Below are 16,619 nucleotides of genomic sequence, written 5' to 3'. Positions count from 1 at the left end.
ATGTATAGGGATTTAGAACCACTTTTAGCAAGTTCTAATTTAGGCTAAAGAAGCCATTTAAAAACCCCGAACTCATCGGGGTTTAAAAATGAGAGTGCTTAGATGAATCTTATTTAATCACTTTCGAATCCTTATTTTGTGGGCGCCACACAAACCCCTTCTGGAACTGTGAAGTCCTTTTGGACCAGTGTTAATTTACCACTGTCTGCGTTCCGGCTGTACAAAGTCGCATTATCAGTATTTTGATTGACTAAGATCACAAACTTCTCATCGGCGTTAAAGTTGAAATCCCGTGGAAAATCACCTTCTGAAGGTATCTGATCGATCAGCGTTAACTCACCATTAACTTCAACTTTAAACGTCGCAATGGAATTGAAGCCGCGGTTGGAAACGTATAGGTAGTGCTGGTCAGTGGATAACCGCACAGCTGCAGCACCGTTATGAGCAGTCCAGTCACTTGGAATTGTGCTTAAGGATTGACGCAGAGAGAACTTGCCTTCAGCGGCATCATAATCGAGAACTGCAACACCACTGCCAAGTTCACCAACCAGGTAAGCAACGTTTTTATCGGTATTGAAGACAATGTGACGCGGTCCAAATCCCCGCGCACAGTTAAAGCGTGAGTGCTCGGTCAACTTACCGTCATCACTGACGTCGTAAAGATAAACCGTATCGTTACCTAAGTCGCAGACAACTAGCCGATTATCAGGCGTGAGGTCGGAGAAGTGCGGATGGGGACCATCCTGCTGTTCAGGTCGCGGACCGGCACCTGTATGCTTGGCGGTATCCGTGGTTGTTAGCGTTCCATCTGATTCGATTTTATAAACCGTAACGATGCCGGTATGGTAATTTGCAGTATAAACAAACTGGCGAGCTTCATCAACCGTGACGTAGGCCGGTGAGGTCCCTGGAGTTAAAGTTTTACCCAGTTCTTTAAACGGTTTTTCAGCTGCATCAAAGATCTTCAGGCCACCGATTTTCTTACCGTCTTCTGACTCAGCATCAATGGCGTAAACCTTGTGGGCCTTTGATTCAGTCACGTACGTGGGGTTACCGGCCCTGCCAACCAGCTCTAAATTTTGCAGTTGCTTTTTGTCAGTGTCCAATTGTAGCTCGTAAACCCCTTCACTACTTTTGTGCGTATAGGTACCGATTAAAAATGTTTCAATCATGTTCGATCCTCCACTATGCTAATTTTTAAATTCCACTTGTTCATTATAGCACAGGTCTAGCCCGACTTGATCCACTTGAATCCGTCTGATAATTTTAAAGAGGAATATTAAATCCATGAAAATTTAAGTCGTTGTATGCACCACCCCACACTATTCTGTGTTAAACTTTTAAACACCTACTAACTAAAAAGAAGGACCAACATGGCAAAATTTGAACGTTATCACCCAATCATGACACCCCATTTCACGATGGACTGGCTGACCCAGTTTAAAGTCAAAGATATCAATTTACTGCGTCGACAAACCGTCCCCAATGAAACAATCATTGAAACGGCCAAGTACGTCAACCGGCAAATGAGCACGGTGATGCATGATCAGTCGTTGACCTGGGGGGTCGCTGAAAAACAAACCGATGTTTTCCGGGGAATCGTTCAATTGACGCCAAGTAGTCGTGCATCTTCATCGGCACAACTAACCATCGTTCCAATGACCAAACCAGACGATGAATTGGTCAATGAGATTCAGACTTACATGGCAGGATTTGCGAAAAATACCTTTGGCAGTTCACAAACCGAACTGATTATTAAATAAGCTTCCCTGGAATATTTCTAAAAGAAGTGTTTTAATATAGTTAGCTGATAATTAGTCTAATCTGAAAGGAGGGGGTTCAGGTATGGCAGAATCTAACGATGCTCTGGATTCAGCTTTGAAAAAGCTACGTGAACAGCACGTTCGGGTCACGCCGCAACGTAAACTAATTCTAGACTACCTGATGACTCACGAGAATCATCCACCGGTAGAAACCATTTATCAGGAATTAGCTCCAAAAATGGATTCGTTGAGTTTGGCAACTGTGTACAATACTCTAAACCTATTCGTTGAACTGGGAATTGTGATCGAGATACCGAACGAAAATGGTGGTGTGCGTTACGACTTCTTTGGTCGTCCCCACTACCACGCCATTTGCGAAAACTGTGGTAAGGTTACAGATATTTATGATCCAAATTTGCCACAAATTAACGAAATGCTCAAAAACACTGCAAAACAGCAGTCCGGCTACACTTTTAACAGTAGTCATATCGAGCTTTATGGTCTATGCCCAGAATGCCAAGCTAAGGGTGTTACCTTGGCTTCCTAAGCTGGCTTGATAAATTCCAAATAAGCCTTTAGATGGCTGTTTCAACTTGATTGTTGGAACTCGGCCAACTGAAGGCTTATTTAGTGTGAATTCCAAACATCAGCTATTTTCCTAGAGGTAAAAGCCTCTGCATGAGAAGCCGAACAAGCAGCAGATAAGAGTAGCAGAACATCGAGCGATGACTTTCGACACAAAGATTTGAATAACAGTGTCGCAAAAATCACCTCAACAAAACTGCTGCTTAACCCGCTCATCTCATTGAGTTACTTTTGCTGATTACTCACTGATGAGCCATACCCAACTATTGGTGCCTAAACAAATCAGCACCAATTGTCCAATAATGTAAAACTGTCGTGGACCTTTAGATTTTTGTTACCTGTTCTTAATATGATTGAAAACAAGTCCAGTTTTGCCCATTAATGCAGTGTCTATCACTGTAATATTAGGCTTTCATGAATTTAATTGGCTTGTCAAGACCGCCATTTCTCGGTAGTATTACCTAGGAAAATGAATTGACCGTTCATATAAATAAAAAATGATGTTTATGGAGAGATGACTAACGTGAAAAAAATTCCATTGCTTTTAACCGGTTTGCTGACCCTATTTACTGTGGGTGCGGCCGGAACCACGACAGCGCATGCCAGCTCTGCCGTTAATAGCTACATTGATAGCCAAAATATTAAACCTGCCAACGTCACTAGCAACGTTTGGAAAGGTTTCCCAAAGAATGCTTACCGACATGGTGTTGGTAAACCTGAAGGTGTGGTCGTCCACGAGACTGCCAACCCAAGTTCTACGATTTATAACGAAATTGCTTACATGAAGGCTAACTATAAGAACGCTTTCGTGCACTCATTCGTTGATGCCACGCACATTATCAACATTGCCAACACGAACTACCTTTCTTGGGGTGTTGGCTTCCCTGGCAACGCGCGCTTCGTTCAATTTGAACAAGTTGAAGTTCACAGCAAGTCTGCATTTGCCCACGAAGTTTCTAACGCTGCTTGGTACACCGCCTACCTGCTGCACCAATATGGCTTGAAGCCAAACCGTGCGGACTACGATGGCAAAGGGACTGTCTGGTCTCACCGAGCCGTTGCTAAATACTTGGGTGGCTCTGATCATACCGACCCAGTTGGCTACTATTCAAGCACTGGTAAAAAGTACTTTGGTCAAGGCTATACGATGATTCAGTTCTATCAACTGGTATCATCCTACTATAAGAACGACTTTTCTGGTTCTGCTTCAACGGCAAGCAGTTCATCCGCTGCAACGAAACTCGACAAAGTCACTTACTCCAAGACTACCGAGACCGCAAAATTGTCTACTAATTATTCCAAGTACCGACTTTACAATCACGTGAAGAATGCGTACACGAATATGAAGAAGTACAGCTGGTCATCAGTTAAGGCTTCAACAGGTAAGAAAGTTTATATTAACGACAAGGGCGTTAAAGATGAATCTGGTTCTACTTGGTACCGCATCACGTTTAGTACCGCTTCAGGTGCTAAGCAATACTGGGTCTACTCAGGGGTACTGGATATCGATTCAGCTGCAACCGCTAGCTCCAGCTCAGCTAATAGTTCATCCGCTCAATAAGGATCAAGCTTAATCAATGAGAGTCATTCCTACGGGAGTGGCTCTTATTTTTTATGCACGTGAATTTTGATTAGACAACTCGAACAAACTACCCCGTGATTGTAATATTATAAAAAAGCGCATACAATAAAAATAATCAAATTTGAATTTCACTCTATTTTATGGTGGTTATTAGTATGCTGAGTAGAACGATTAAATTAGGCATCATTACCCTACTAACTGAAATCTTGTATGCTGGCAACCTAGTCGCGAAAAATAAAAGGGTCGTCGCAACTTTCACGAAAAAACAGCTCATGAGGGGTAATCAAATTAAATACCATTCGTCTGATTCAATTTATCCTAAAGAACGCCTGATTTACTGTCAGAGTATTTCTCCAAGGTCACCTACCGTTAACCTTTATGCCGTTAAGGGTGTGTAAATTATCATTTTTCACTTAAACTCTTTCAACGGTTCTCACAATTAATGCTGATAAGGAAAACACGTTTAGCTTAAAAAGCTAGGGAGACGATAACATGGCTGATATGAGTAATGTGACAGCACTGATCACAGGTGCCGCAAGTGGTATGGGTAAAGCGAGTGCACAGAAGTTTATTGCTAATGGTGCAAAAGTCATTCTAACTGATTTAAATGAAACCGCGGGTAAACAAGTTCAGTCCTCATTAGGTGATAAGAGCCTCTTTTTGAAGCAGGATGTTGGTAATCTAGCCGATTGGCAACGCGTCGTAGCGGACGGTGAGGCCAAATTTGGTCCTATAAATGTTCTGGTGAATAACGCCGGAATGGGCATTATGAAGACTATTGATGACATTACGGCAGAGGAATACGACAAAGTCATAAAAGTTAACCAATATTCGGTATTCTACGGCATGAAAACCATTTTACCTTCTATGCGTCGTGCTGGGGGCGGATCAATCGTTAATATTTCTTCAATTGGCGGGCTGGTCGGAATGCCTGACTCAATTGCTTACGGTGCCAGCAAATTTGCCATTCGGGGTATGACCAAGGATGCTGCACTGGAGTTAGGAAAAGATCATATTCGTGTAAACTCTGTGCACCCTGGTATCATTGAAACCCCATTAATTCAATCAATTCCAAAAGAACAACAAGATGCAGGTAAAAAGATCGTGCCGCTTAAGCGCAATGGGCAACCTGAAGAAATCGCTAACGTCATTGCATTCTTAGCGTCTGATGAATCAAGCTTCGTCACGGGTGCTGAATTTGCGGCCGATGGTGGTTATACCGCGCAATAAAAGCAAATTTTACAAATCAAGAGCCAGCGCTAGATGCACGCTGGCTTTTTTGTTTGGCTAAATCTTTGAATTTTAAAAAAACTAACCTCTCGATGAACCCTATGCAAACCAATTACTCCTGCTTTGATTTTGAGAGTCGGCGCCTCTTTTCCCGCTCAAATGTGACCATGGCCCAGGTCGTCAGTGGAATCGTACCAATCACTGATATCATCGAAAACAGCACCATTAATATCTCGCTAACAAGAATTTTATCATTCAAGATTTCACCCATGGAATAATGGACTCCAGCGAACCAAATGAATAACGCTAAGAACCCCCCAAAGAAACCAAAGAACAGTGTGTTAAAGGTGGTGCCGATAATCTGCTTACCCACCCGAAAGCCGGCACCTTGTAAATTTTTGAGTGTAATTTTAGGATGCTGTTCCAAGATTTCTGCTAATCCGGCTGCAATCGCGATTGCAGCCTCTGCAATGGCGCCCAAAGTACTTAAAATAGCGGTCGAAATTGCCACGTTTAAATAGCTAATGCCTAAGACTGTGGACATCCCTTCGAGATCCTCACTATCTTCTTGACCGAAGCCCTGAATCTGAGCCCAATGCTCGATCGGAATAATTAAAATCACTAGCAGAATCAAAACGACTACTGAGGCGTAAAAGGCTACCATTGTGCTATCTGAGTCACTGCCACCTAAAAAGATCGTCATGGCTAACACGATGATGCCCGTGATAAGGGTAACCAGGACTGGCGAAAAGTGAAACGCCATCAAGACCATGGCGAAGAATAAAGCACCAAAGTTAAAAATCAAGCTCAACCAAGCTTGAAGCCCCTGGGTGCCACCCACAGCAACCATACAGACCAATAATAATAAACCTAACGCCGTAATCGTGCCCATGACTTCCAACCTCCCATCATTAGACTTGTGATGCCGCACGCTAACGGAATTGTTAGTACAATACCGATACCGCTGATTAAACTCTGAACCACGCCTAGCGACATGGTCATGTTGAAGGTGTAGCCCCAGCTGTTAGCGTTTTTTAAATACAACAACCCCAGTGGTAACGTATCAGCCACGAAGATAAAGAATAAGACGTTAACTAATGGCCCCATGATCTCCCCGCCGATTTGCCGACCGGACTTAAAAATCTGTTTGGCTGAAATATCTGGTTTTTCAATTTTCAACGCTATTAGTGAAGAAATAATATCAGTAGACTCATCCATCACGGCACCCAGTGAACCAAGAATCGTTTCCGCTAAGAAAAGTGGCCGTGGCAACTGGGTCACATATTGCATGGACTCGTAGTAAACGCCACGCTCATGAGTCAGTGCGAACACAATCAGTGCCACAATAATCGATAATGCGGTGCCACCAATTGTTGCCAGCAAGGTCATCAGCATTTGACGGTTAGGACCGATCACGATGAGCAGCGTTAAAGCAGCAAACACCACTGCTAAGGCACCAAAAATGACCAAAACAATGCCACCTTGGGTATTCGTATTCCAATTAATAGCTAACCAAAACAGGACTGCGTTCACAATAACACTGGTCAGCGCCATAAGACCACTGAACCGCATGAGCACTAACAACAAACTGATCGTCAGCCAGACGGTAAAGGCTAAAGTCGTGTCACGTTTCAGATTACTAACGGTGGCTGATAGTTTGCCATGATTATGGTGAACGGTTAAAAAGACCTTTTGACCAGCATGATACCCGAGTGTTGTGGCTTCGGACTTCATGTAGGTGTTTTCGACACTCAGTTTTTGCCCTTTATCACTACCATTGGTAATGATCCCATTGAGTTTTTGTTCAACCTGTTCATCTTCGTTATGAAACTGGTCGGACTGTTTAGATTGACTGATTCTATTGACTGATTGAATTTTTAAAATTGGGGTTTGATATAAACTGTCATCATGTGCAACACCGAAGACCAGCAATCCGCCTAATATCACAATCAGATAGGGCCACCAACGGCGCCAAATCTTATTTTGAACCTTTACCTGCGTTCCCATTTCTACATCCACCTCGTCGGTAGTTATCATATCATATTGGACCAATGCACAATCAAGCAGCCGTCATTTTTAAACTAACCGTTACGTTTCACTTCTATTTTTGATGCCACTCATTCTAATAACAATTTTGAAGTACAATAAAATTAATAATTTCTAGGGAGATGTCACGATGATTCAGCAACCGGAAAAACTGGTTAACGCACTGGCGACGTTATTAGATAGTAAGCCCTTTGAAAAGATCTCAACGTTGGATCTAATTCGAACTGCTCAAATTTCTAGAACTACTTTTTACCGTCATTTTCAGGATAAATTCGACTTTTACGACTGGGCAAAGTCATACCTATTAAATTATTTTTTAGAAGACAACTATGATAACGAAACGCCGAAGTCCTTTTACACCCGTTATTTTCAACACTTCGCTGATTATCGTTCCGCCTTTAAATCCTTTATTATTGAAGGTCGTTGGCAGGATTTTGAACAGCAAATCATTACTTCAGGTATTACATATTATCAGAAATTTCTAAGCCGGCTCCCCAAAAATAACGTACCAATAGACGTGGTAGCTGCGTACATTGTCACTGCCCATATTGGTGTGGCTACCAATTGGCTACGAACAGACGACTCTCGGACTCCTGAGGAACTAGTGGAAATTCTGATACAGCTCACAAGCAGTGTCCTAAGTGTCTATGACATCGATTTTGATACCTTATTCAACCACGTCTAAAAAGAGTTTTGACAGGGGGTTACATTTTTGCCTAAAACTGACTCTCCACAGAAGATGTTCAATCATTTAAAATGTATGACATTGAAAGGGGTCCTTAAAATGACAAAAATTGATTTTCATTCACATTATTTAACTCCTGGTTTTGTTGACTACCTTGACCGAGCCTTTGATGGCCACGGAGATGGTGTTGCTACTCCTAAATGGTCCGTTGATTCCGCTTTGGAAATGATGGCCAAAGAACAGATTGATTACAGTCTATTATCAATCTCAAGTCCCCAAATAAGCACCCCTGATAAACAGGAAACCGTTGAATTAGCGCAAGAAGTTGACGAATTTGGACGAGATTTCCACCGGAATTATCCAGATAAATTAGGTTTTATGGCGTCATTACCAATGCCGTACATTTCAGAAAGTGTCACTACAGTTGACACCGCTTTAGATGATGATCAAGCAACTGGCTTCATCATGGAAACCAATAGTTTAGGCATGTACCTTGGTGATCCCGAAATGGATCCGATCATGGATCGTTTAAACAAGCGGCACGCGTTGGTTTGCATTCATCCCACGGAACCCAAACCGATCAACACTACGGCGAATGCCAAGACCGCCACACCACTAATGGAATTCTTCTTTGACACCACCAGAGCTGTCAGCAACATGGCCGAACACCAAATCTTTAGTCGTTATCCAAATATTCAGTGGATAATTCCCCACGCTGGTGCACTGTTGCCAATAATCGCACAACGAATTTCTGAAGGTTCAAAGGCTCTGGGCTTGGAAGTTCCACGTGACGACTTGATGACAGTTCTAAACCACTCGTACTTCGATATTGCAGGCATGGTATTACCTTACCAGCTACCAACTTTGCTGAAAATTGCTGATCCTTCGAAACTACTGTACGGTGCCGACTTCCCATACACCCCACTGCCGGCAGTTCATATGCTGGCAGAAAAATTTGAAAAGACTAAACTAGTTGCCCCGGCTCTCAAACAAAATATTTTGTTTAATAACGGCCAAAAATTGCTTAGTCAATATGGCATCCAACTTTAATTTTCAGCTTAATCATTAAGACTATCAGGGCTATTTTCAACTGGTTTTTCGTTACCTTGGGTTGCATTTGCAATACCACATGCGTTAGAATAGTTAAATGATTGGTTGGATTCTAAATTAAAGTGAGGGTTAGACATGAGAAAAGCACATCCACATGGCGTACAAGGCCACCGTCCTGTGAACCAAAAGAAGGACGCCAAGCGCCAAAAAGAAATTTCTAACTTGCAACAATGGCTTAAAAACAAAAAGTAATTCGTTATTTTTTGAAGCATTGCAAGCAAAAACGCCTCATTTCAGTGAACATTTTTGATCACTGAGATGAGGCGTTTTTTGAATTCTATGCCAGCCCTTGGTACAACTCAAAATACCTGCCATGAAGCTTCAAAAGTTCTTCGTGTGTGCCCCGCTCAACAATTCGGCCATTATCGATAACTAAGATTAGATCAGCGTTGAAGACGGTGGATAAACGGTGCGCAATGACGAAGGTCGTTCGGTTCGCCATCAAGGCATCCATCCCCGCCTGTACCAGCCGTTCCGTCCGGGTATCAATGTTAGAGGTTGCCTCATCCAAAATCATCACGGGTGGATCAACGATTGCTGCTCTGGCAATCGCCATCATCTGTCGCTGACCAGAAGACAATGCGTCTCCATCCCCCGTGATTACCGTATCGTATTCTGCTGGCAGCTCATCAATAAAGTCTGTAGCACGAGCTAACTCGGCTGCCGAAATCACCGCTGAATCATCCGCATTGGGTTCCCCATAGCGAATATTATCCCGGATGGTCCCAGTAAATAAATGCGTGTCCTGCAACACGATCGCCAACGCGTGACGCAAGTCTCGTTTACGAATGGTTTTAATATCAATGCCATCGTATGTGATCTGGCCACTGTCAATATCGTAAAAACGGTTCAGCATATTGGTCGTCGTTGTCTTCCCTGCGCCAGTCTCGCCGACTAGGGCAATTTTTTCGCCTGCTTTGGCTTCAAACGTAATGTCATGCAAACCAGCTTTGGTTTGTGGGTAAGTGAAATTAACGTGGGAAAAACAAATGTCACCCTTAACTGGCACCCGCGGCAGAGAAGTATCTGCTAGCTGCCAGTACCAACTTTCCCCGTCCTTAACTAGGGTCGTCGTCCCCTGATCATCTTCTGCCGGCTCGTCCAGCAACTGAAAAATCCGACCAGCCCCCGCCATCGCTTGAACAATGGCATTTAATTGTTGCGAAATCTGAGCAATTGGCTGACTGAAAGAACGGCTTAACTGCAGAAAAGCCGCGATCGTTCCCAGCGTCAGTAACGTTGGGTGCATAATAGCTAAGCCACCGCCCAAGACGGCAATCAGAACGTAAAGCAAGTTCCCCATATTGCCCATAATTGGAAAAAGCATGGTTGCAAATCCATTGGCGTAACGAGCATCGTTGCGGAGATTTTCGTTGTGAACTTCAAAGTCTACTTGAACTTCTTTTTCGTGGGAGAAGACCTTGATAACCCGTTCACCGTTCAACATTTCCTCTACAAATGCATTTAATTTCCCAATCGATGCTTGTTGAGCCCGGAAATACTTGGCACTGTGCGCGGTCAACCACCGAACAATGACGATACTCGTGGCAAAAATCGCCAGTGAAATAAGCGTCAACACTGGGCTTAAAACCAGCATCGCTGCGAGGGCGAAGGTCACGTTAAACAGTGCTACGATAAACTGTGGGAAGCTTTGGGTGATCAACTGCATCAATGTATCCACATCATTGGTATAACGGCTCATGATGTTGCCATAATCATTTTGATCAAAGAATCGCAGCGGCAACGTCTCCATTTTTTCAAACATCTGATCTCGGATTGATTCTTGGATACGTTGTCCAATGACCGCCATGATCTGGGAGTAAACCACTGTGGCCATGACCCCAACGTAAAAAATCACCGCCATGATACCGAGTGCAAACAGCAACGGTCCAAAATTTGGATCAGTGGCCTTGGTTAACGGAATAATGTAGTGGTCAATCAATCGTTGGATAAATAAGGAACCTGCAACCCCAGCCAGCGCACTCAAAATAATGGCAATCAAACTGATAACGAGCCACCCTTTAAAATCACTAACCAGCATTTTTAACAGCCTCATGAACGTTTCACGTCGCTTATTCATGGTCGCCACCTCCGCTCTGCTTTTGCTGAGCTTGGTAAAGCTGCTGGTACCACTGATTAGTCTGCATGAGCTCTTCATGAGTGCCAACCGCTTCAATTCCCCCACGCTTCATGATAATGATTTGGTCGGCATCAATAATACTAGCTACCCGCTGCGTGATCATGAGTTTTGTGACGTTAGGCAGATCGGTTTTAAACGCCTGTCGAATCCGAGCTTCAGTTTGCGAATCAGTGGCACTGGTGGCATTATCCAAAATCAAGATTTTAGGGTGCTTCAATAGAGCTCGGGCAATCGTCAATCGTTGGCGTTGACCACCAGAAACGTTTTGACCAGTTTGTTCCAAATTAGTGTCCAAGCCGTCGGGTAAGGCATCCACAAAGTCCTTAGCCTGAGCTTGTTGCAGGACCTCATTGAGCTGTTCATCCGTGGCCTCGGCATCACCCCACTTTAAATTCTCGCGGATAGTGCCGGAAAACAAAATCGTATTTTGCAGCACCATTGCCACTTGGTCGCGCAGTGTTTTGAGCTCGTAATTCCGCACGTCTTGACCACCAACGCGCACCACGCCACTGGTCACATCATATAGGCGCGGAATCAGTGAGACAAGAGTTGTTTTGGAGGTCCCGGTTTCACCAATGATGCCAACCACTGCGCCAGCTTTAATGCGTAGATTGACATTTTTAAGCTGATCATCATCCGTCCCTGGGTAACTAAACGTGACGTGGTCGAATTCAATACTGCCGTCAGCAACGTCCTCTATGGCATTAGTTTTAGCCACAATATCAGGTTTGGTCGTTAACACCTCAACGACTCGCTCCGCCGAGGCCTGGGAAACAGACAGTTGTGAGAAGATCATTGCAAACATATTCAGACTAAATAAAATCGACATACTATAAGTAAAGAGGCTAACAAACTGCCCGACTTGCAGCTGATGTCCCACAATTAGTTTGGCGCCCATCCAAGATAGGATCAGCATTGTCGTATTGATAACAAACTGCATCAGTGGCATATTGTTAGCAACAATTCGCTGCGCGTGTGAAAAGACCTGGGCAATATTGTGGGCTGAACGGTGAAATTTATCAATTTCCGCCGCTTGCTGTCCATAGGTTTTAACGACCCGAATACCACGTAGATTTTCACGGACTACGCGGTTGAGTTGATCATATCCGCGAAATACCTGACGGAACAAAGGTCGCGACTTCTTGACGATCCAAAACAGACCCGTGGCTAGAATCGGAATCACACAGACAAACAGCCACCCGGCTTGAGCACTGACTAAAAAGGCCATGATGATTGAAAATAATAGCAGAGACGGCGCTCGAACAGCGATTCGAATCAGCATCTGGTAGGCCGTTTGAATGTTAGTGATATCCGTCGTTAAGCGCGTCACCAGACTAGAAGTCGCAAAATGGTCAAGATTTTGAAATGAGAACGTTTGAATCTGATTGAATAAATCATGCCGTAAATTTTTAGAAAATCCCGCGGCAGCTTGACTGGAAAACCAGCTGGCTCCTGCCCCCAAAGTCAGTGAAACTACCGACATCAATAATAGAATAATCCCCACGTGGATGATGACAGACATATTTCCGGGTTGAATGCCCTGATCAATGATTGCGGCCATCAGAAACGGTAGCAGAACTTCAATTGCTGATTCACCGACCACCATTAGCGGTGTAATAATCGTTTGCCACCGGTATTCTCTAACCGAGCTAAGTAGCGTCCGCAACACGGTGCCCACCCCCTAATCATTTAATTTCATCGATAGTTTATCATGATTGGAAGCGTTTTTAGCCGATAACGCTTGGAGGATCGAATGATCGGAAATGTTAATTTCCGTCGTCGCGAGATTCGCGTCAGATGGAGGATGATCACCCTTTCCTCCCTGATAAAGCCTCCCAAAACCTGTCTTTAACGAATTGCAAGCGTTTGCACAAAATGCTAGTATCGATGGTGGTGGCGATGGGCACTGACAATAACGATTGGAAATGAAAAGGGCATCATCACAGCTATCACTCGCCAGTTAAGTAAACTGGATTACCTGATATTAAAATCAAACTGTAGGAGGTTCACTCAGCATGACCAAAAAATGGTTTCAAGATTCAGTGATCTATCAAATCTATCCACGTAGTTTTCAGGACAGTAATCACGATGGTATCGGCGACTTAAACGGTATCAAAGAACGGCTTGATTATCTGAAAAAATTGGGCGTCGACGTGCTTTGGCTAAACCCGATCTACGCGTCCCCAGATAAGGATAACGGCTATGACATCGCTGACTATCAAAAGATTCAACCAGCATACGGGACAATGGCTGACTTTGAAGCTTTGTTAGCCGCTATGCACCAAAAGGGCATGAAATTATTGATGGATCTGGTTGTTAACCATACTTCAGACCAACACCAGTGGTTTCAGGAAAGTCAAAAAGGTCAGGATAACCCCTACTTTGACTATTATATTTGGCGTGATCCAGTAGACGGGCATGAGCCTAATAACTGGGGCGCTTACTTTGGCGGTTCCGCTTGGACCTATGTCCCTGCCAGAAAACAATACTACTTACATTTATTTGCACCGGGGCAGCCAGATCTAAACTGGGAAAATCCAAAAGTGCGCCAAAGCGTCTATCAGATCATGCGCTTTTGGCTGGATAAGGGAATCGATGGCTATCGGATGGACGTCATTAACCTGATTTCTAAACCAGTTGGGCTGCCAGACGCTCCACAAGCCAAGGGTGCAGCGTATGGTAACGTTGAAAAAGTCGTTGCGGATGGGCCAAAGCTAAACCAGTATTTGAAGGAAATGAACCGCGAAGTACTATCTCACTATGACGTGATGACGGTCGGTGAGATGCCCGGCTCTTCACCAGAAGACGCCAAAAACTATACTAGTTTAGACGGTACAGAATTGAACATGGTCTTTCAATTTCAGCACGTCGATCTAGCTCCTAACCCGGATGCCCGCTTCGGCAAATGGAACGATGAACCGGTTCAGTTGCCAGAATTAAAGCAGGCATTAGGCCGCTGGCAGACCGCACTGGATGGTATCGGCTGGAACAGCCTATACTGGAATAACCATGACCAGCCACGAGCCGTTTCCCGTTTTGCGACTGACGACCCTAAGTACCGTGTACTGGCAGCGAAAATGCTTGCCACAACGCTGCACATGCTGCAGGGCACCCCATTCGTCTACGAAGGTGAAGAGTTAGGCATGACCAACGTGCACTATCACGCCATTGACCAGTATGAAGACCTTGAATCGCTGAATGCCTATCAACAATTCGTTGATCAGGAAAAAGCTGTCGCACCCACTACCATGCTTCGCTGGTTGGCCCACATGTCCCGCGACAACGCCAGAACGCCGATGCAGTGGGATGACACGGCAAATGCCGGTTTTTCGGACGTCACACCGTGGTTTGCGTTAAACCCTAATTATCAAGCGATCAATGCTAAGGCGGCTTTAGCAGACCAAAATTCGGTATTTTACTACTATCAAAAACTGATTGCTTTAAGGCATCGAAGCGATTTAATCAAATTAGGCCACTTTGAATTGCTTGGTGCCGACGACCCAGATATATTTGCCTATCACCGCCATTACGACCGCCAAACGTTGCTCGTCATCAGTAACTTTACAGCTCAGAGGCTTACTCGTAAATTCAGTTATCCTGAGGATGCTAAACTGCTTATCGGTAATTATGCGGATGACCAAGGCAATACGCTGAGACCCTACGAAACTAAAGTTTATCAGTATGACTAATGTCAGGCTAATCAAATGAAAAACACCGGAAACCCATTCTCAAAAAGGAAATGGTTCCTGGTGTTTTTTGTCGTTTTATTTAATTTAAGTGGGCGTTAATCCCCAACTACGAGCACTGGGGTAAGGGAACGACGGACAACGTAAGCGGTGGTTGACCCCATGATTGCTCGGTTAAGACCATTGACCCCCGACTTGCCAATTACGGTTAAAGTCGTGTCTAACAAGTCAGGCAGTGATTCCGCTATGGCTTGCTTGGGTATGCCGACTTCGAACTGGGTCTCAATGTCCATGCCATCTTGCTTGGCTCGCTCCAGCGCCTTCTGCAGCGTTTTTTCCGCCTGTTCTTTCATGTGAGCCATGATATCGCCGCCAAAAATTGCCCCGTACTGGCTATAACTTTGGTCGTTGGCAATCACAACGGCTGTGATCTGTGAGTCGTAATGTTTAGCAATATCAACGGCTGCATCGAGTGCACGAAACGCATTTTCACTACCGTCTAATGGAACCAAAATCTTCTCAAACATGGATGACACCCCCAAATATTTTCTTAACTTAATGCTACCACATTCACAACGATTTTCGTACAAATACAAACCGGTATGTCGGCGGTAATCAAATAAACAAGTGGTCTTAATGATCAATGGCCACAACCATTGAACTGCTCAATTTTTAACGTTGTATACCAAAGTATTGTATAGAAAACAAATGGTATGGGCAACATGATTGAACCTTTTATTATTCCCGAAAATAGCGCGGACCAATGTGAGATATACAGTTCTGCACTTCTTGATTTTAATTTACAAATTTCAGTAATCGAAACTAACGGAGTGTTAGTCAACTGGTCTATAAAGTGTGGAAAATAGGTGACAAATTCAAGTGAAATATTCTTTTTTCTCAGAAACGCCGTCTGGCAAGACTCCTCACGCATGTCTCAAATGTCAAGATTGATTTCCAATTCGTGGCATCTTAAAATGGGTCTTGGTTCTTCAAAACGGGGGGATATAAATGCAAGAAACAGCAAACGATTTGTTATCAAAGCTAACAGAAGCGTACCATCATAATTGGGTAATCAAGTTAAGGCTAGACAAGTCAAAAAACGTCACGGGAATGGTCAATACGTCACCAAGCAATGGCGAATTTTATCTCACTCACAAGGGAGACATTGAAAAGTTCGAGATTGCGGACTTAGATGATGTGACAGTGGTGGAGAAAAAATGGTGGAAATTATAAGGTGCGAACCAAAGCGTTTAGAAACTGGAGTGTAAGCGAGCCTAGGCAGAAAGCCAGGTGGGCTTCCTGGGTTTTTGACTAGGATTGTTTACACGCAAGTTTCTGCTTTGGGTAGCCCGATTCAACAAGGTGCGAACCAAAGCGTTTAAGGACTGGAGCATAAGGCGACTTTGACAGAATTTGCGGCGGGCTTGGCCGTGAATTATGGCAAAGTTGACTTATGTGCAAGTCCTTGCTTTGGGTAGCCCGATTCAACAAGGTGCGAACCAAAGCGTTTAGAAACTGGAGTGTAAGCGAGCCTAGGCAGAAAGCCAGGTGGGCTGACTAGGATTGTTTACACGCAAGTTTCTGCTTTGGGTAGCCCGATTCAGCTATATAATAGCAACAATACCGCTTCCCAAAATCTCCAAATTAAAACAACTCTAAGATTCAAAAAAAGGCGCTGATACTACCTAATCAGCGTTTTTTTGAACCCGAAAGCTAAGTCTTTCCCTGCTGAGTTAAGCCTTCTGTATTTCAAACCGAAATTCTTAGCTGTATAATAATATCAATCTAATCA

At 44.0% G+C, this 16,619-nt stretch carries 15 protein-coding genes; 9 read left to right on the top strand and 6 right to left on the bottom strand.

All coding sequences use genetic code 11. From position 1 onward, the window contains the following. Positions 1-131: 131 nt before the first annotated feature. Positions 132-1,172, bottom strand: coding sequence for a lactonase family protein (locus GM612_RS05165; protein ID WP_155431321.1), 1,041 nt, complete (start codon positions 1,170-1,172; stop codon positions 132-134). Positions 1,173-1,373: 201 nt separating this feature from the next. On the opposite strand from GM612_RS05165, the gene GM612_RS05160 reads away from it, so the two are divergent. The 5 genes from GM612_RS05160 (at position 1,374) to GM612_RS05140 (ending at position 5,160) form a co-directional block, all read left to right on the top strand. Further along, positions 1,374-1,763 carry a hypothetical protein gene (locus GM612_RS05160; protein WP_155431320.1) on the top strand — a complete coding sequence of 130 codons (390 nt, stop codon included), beginning with the start codon at positions 1,374-1,376 and terminating at the stop codon, positions 1,761-1,763. Between the two features lie 82 nt (positions 1,764-1,845). Continuing rightward, positions 1,846-2,310: a Fur family transcriptional regulator gene (locus GM612_RS05155; RefSeq protein WP_155431319.1), complete on the top strand. Its 465-nt coding sequence runs from the start codon at positions 1,846-1,848 to the stop codon at positions 2,308-2,310. A gap of 561 nt (positions 2,311-2,871) precedes the next feature. Continuing rightward, on the top strand, positions 2,872-3,909 hold the full coding sequence (locus GM612_RS05150) for a peptidoglycan recognition protein family protein (RefSeq protein ID WP_343031816.1): 1,038 nt from the start codon (positions 2,872-2,874) through the stop codon (positions 3,907-3,909). A gap of 176 nt (positions 3,910-4,085) precedes the next feature. After that, positions 4,086-4,328 (top strand): hypothetical protein, encoded by a 243-nt coding sequence (locus GM612_RS05145; protein WP_155431317.1) that lies wholly within the window; start codon positions 4,086-4,088, stop codon positions 4,326-4,328. Between the two features lie 94 nt (positions 4,329-4,422). After that, complete coding sequence (locus GM612_RS05140) at positions 4,423-5,160, top strand: glucose 1-dehydrogenase (protein ID WP_155431316.1); 738 nt, start codon at positions 4,423-4,425, stop codon at positions 5,158-5,160. Positions 5,161-5,272: 112 nt separating this feature from the next. Here the strand turns inward: GM612_RS05140 and GM612_RS05135 are convergent, their stop codons facing one another. Together GM612_RS05135 and GM612_RS05130 are read right to left on the bottom strand one after the other, a co-directional pair. Next, positions 5,273-6,052 (bottom strand): YibE/F family protein, encoded by a 780-nt coding sequence (locus tag GM612_RS05135; RefSeq protein WP_155431315.1) that lies wholly within the window; start codon positions 6,050-6,052, stop codon positions 5,273-5,275. Continuing rightward, positions 6,031-7,167, bottom strand: coding sequence for a YibE/F family protein (locus GM612_RS05130; RefSeq protein ID WP_155431314.1), 1,137 nt, complete (start codon positions 7,165-7,167; stop codon positions 6,031-6,033). The genes GM612_RS05135 and GM612_RS05130 overlap by 22 nt, the downstream gene beginning before the upstream one ends. Before the next feature lie 169 nt (positions 7,168-7,336). Here GM612_RS05130 and GM612_RS05125 point away from each other — a divergent pair, with 169 nt between their 5' ends. Further along, on the top strand, positions 7,337-7,891 hold the full coding sequence (locus GM612_RS05125) for a TetR/AcrR family transcriptional regulator (protein ID WP_155431313.1): 555 nt from the start codon (positions 7,337-7,339) through the stop codon (positions 7,889-7,891). A gap of 99 nt (positions 7,892-7,990) precedes the next feature. Then, positions 7,991-8,941 carry an amidohydrolase family protein gene (locus GM612_RS05120; RefSeq protein ID WP_155431312.1) on the top strand — a complete coding sequence of 317 codons (951 nt, stop codon included), beginning with the start codon at positions 7,991-7,993 and terminating at the stop codon, positions 8,939-8,941. 337 nt (positions 8,942-9,278) lie between these two features. Here the strand turns inward: GM612_RS05120 and GM612_RS05115 are convergent, their stop codons facing one another. Further along, entirely contained in the window at positions 9,279-11,081 is a 1,803-nt protein-coding gene (locus GM612_RS05115) for an ABC transporter ATP-binding protein (protein ID WP_216644507.1), read from the bottom strand. Further along, a complete protein-coding gene (locus tag GM612_RS05110; RefSeq protein WP_343031815.1) occupies positions 11,074-12,810 on the bottom strand; it encodes an ABC transporter ATP-binding protein in 1,737 nt (578 codons plus the stop codon). The genes GM612_RS05115 and GM612_RS05110 overlap by 8 nt, the downstream gene beginning before the upstream one ends. Before the next feature lie 346 nt (positions 12,811-13,156). On the opposite strand from GM612_RS05110, the gene GM612_RS05105 reads away from it, so the two are divergent. Beyond that, entirely contained in the window at positions 13,157-14,830 is a 1,674-nt protein-coding gene (locus tag GM612_RS05105) for a glycoside hydrolase family 13 protein (RefSeq protein WP_155431311.1), read from the top strand. 95 nt (positions 14,831-14,925) lie between these two features. Here GM612_RS05105 and GM612_RS05100 read toward each other — a convergent pair whose 3' ends face one another. After that, on the bottom strand, positions 14,926-15,354 hold the full coding sequence (locus tag GM612_RS05100; RefSeq protein ID WP_155431310.1) for a universal stress protein: 429 nt from the start codon (positions 15,352-15,354) through the stop codon (positions 14,926-14,928). Between the two features lie 481 nt (positions 15,355-15,835). Here GM612_RS05100 and GM612_RS05095 point away from each other — a divergent pair, with 481 nt between their 5' ends. Further along, a complete protein-coding gene (locus tag GM612_RS05095) occupies positions 15,836-16,060 on the top strand; it encodes a hypothetical protein (protein WP_155431309.1) in 225 nt (74 codons plus the stop codon). Positions 16,061-16,619 lie beyond the last annotated feature (559 nt).

Origin of the sequence: Secundilactobacillus folii (assembly GCF_009720675.1) — a bacterium.
GTDB classification, from domain to species: domain Bacteria; phylum Bacillota; class Bacilli; order Lactobacillales; family Lactobacillaceae; genus Secundilactobacillus; species Secundilactobacillus folii.
This window is presented reverse-complemented; position numbering and strand designations above follow the sequence as displayed.

What these genes read in the sequence shown, in the direction of transcription:
- GM612_RS05165 (WP_155431321.1), bottom strand. Translation starts at nt 1,172, where the DNA reads ATGATTGAAACATTTTTAATCGGTACCTATACGCACAAAAGTAGTGAA.
- GM612_RS05160 (WP_155431320.1), top strand. Translation starts at nt 1,374, where the DNA reads ATGGCAAAATTTGAACGTTATCACCCAATCATGACACCCCATTTCACG.
- GM612_RS05155 (WP_155431319.1), top strand. Translation starts at nt 1,846, where the DNA reads ATGGCAGAATCTAACGATGCTCTGGATTCAGCTTTGAAAAAGCTACGT.
- GM612_RS05145 (WP_155431317.1), top strand. Translation starts at nt 4,086, where the DNA reads ATGCTGAGTAGAACGATTAAATTAGGCATCATTACCCTACTAACTGAA.
- GM612_RS05140 (WP_155431316.1), top strand. Translation starts at nt 4,423, where the DNA reads ATGGCTGATATGAGTAATGTGACAGCACTGATCACAGGTGCCGCAAGT.
- GM612_RS05135 (WP_155431315.1), bottom strand. Translation starts at nt 6,052, where the DNA reads ATGGGCACGATTACGGCGTTAGGTTTATTATTATTGGTCTGTATGGTT.
- GM612_RS05130 (WP_155431314.1), bottom strand. Translation starts at nt 7,167, where the DNA reads ATGGGAACGCAGGTAAAGGTTCAAAATAAGATTTGGCGCCGTTGGTGG.
- GM612_RS05125 (WP_155431313.1), top strand. Translation starts at nt 7,337, where the DNA reads ATGATTCAGCAACCGGAAAAACTGGTTAACGCACTGGCGACGTTATTA.
- GM612_RS05120 (WP_155431312.1), top strand. Translation starts at nt 7,991, where the DNA reads ATGACAAAAATTGATTTTCATTCACATTATTTAACTCCTGGTTTTGTT.
- GM612_RS05115 (WP_216644507.1), bottom strand. Translation starts at nt 11,081, where the DNA reads ATGAATAAGCGACGTGAAACGTTCATGAGGCTGTTAAAAATGCTGGTT.
- GM612_RS05105 (WP_155431311.1), top strand. Translation starts at nt 13,157, where the DNA reads ATGACCAAAAAATGGTTTCAAGATTCAGTGATCTATCAAATCTATCCA.
- GM612_RS05100 (WP_155431310.1), bottom strand. Translation starts at nt 15,354, where the DNA reads ATGTTTGAGAAGATTTTGGTTCCATTAGACGGTAGTGAAAATGCGTTT.
- GM612_RS05095 (WP_155431309.1), top strand. Translation starts at nt 15,836, where the DNA reads ATGCAAGAAACAGCAAACGATTTGTTATCAAAGCTAACAGAAGCGTAC.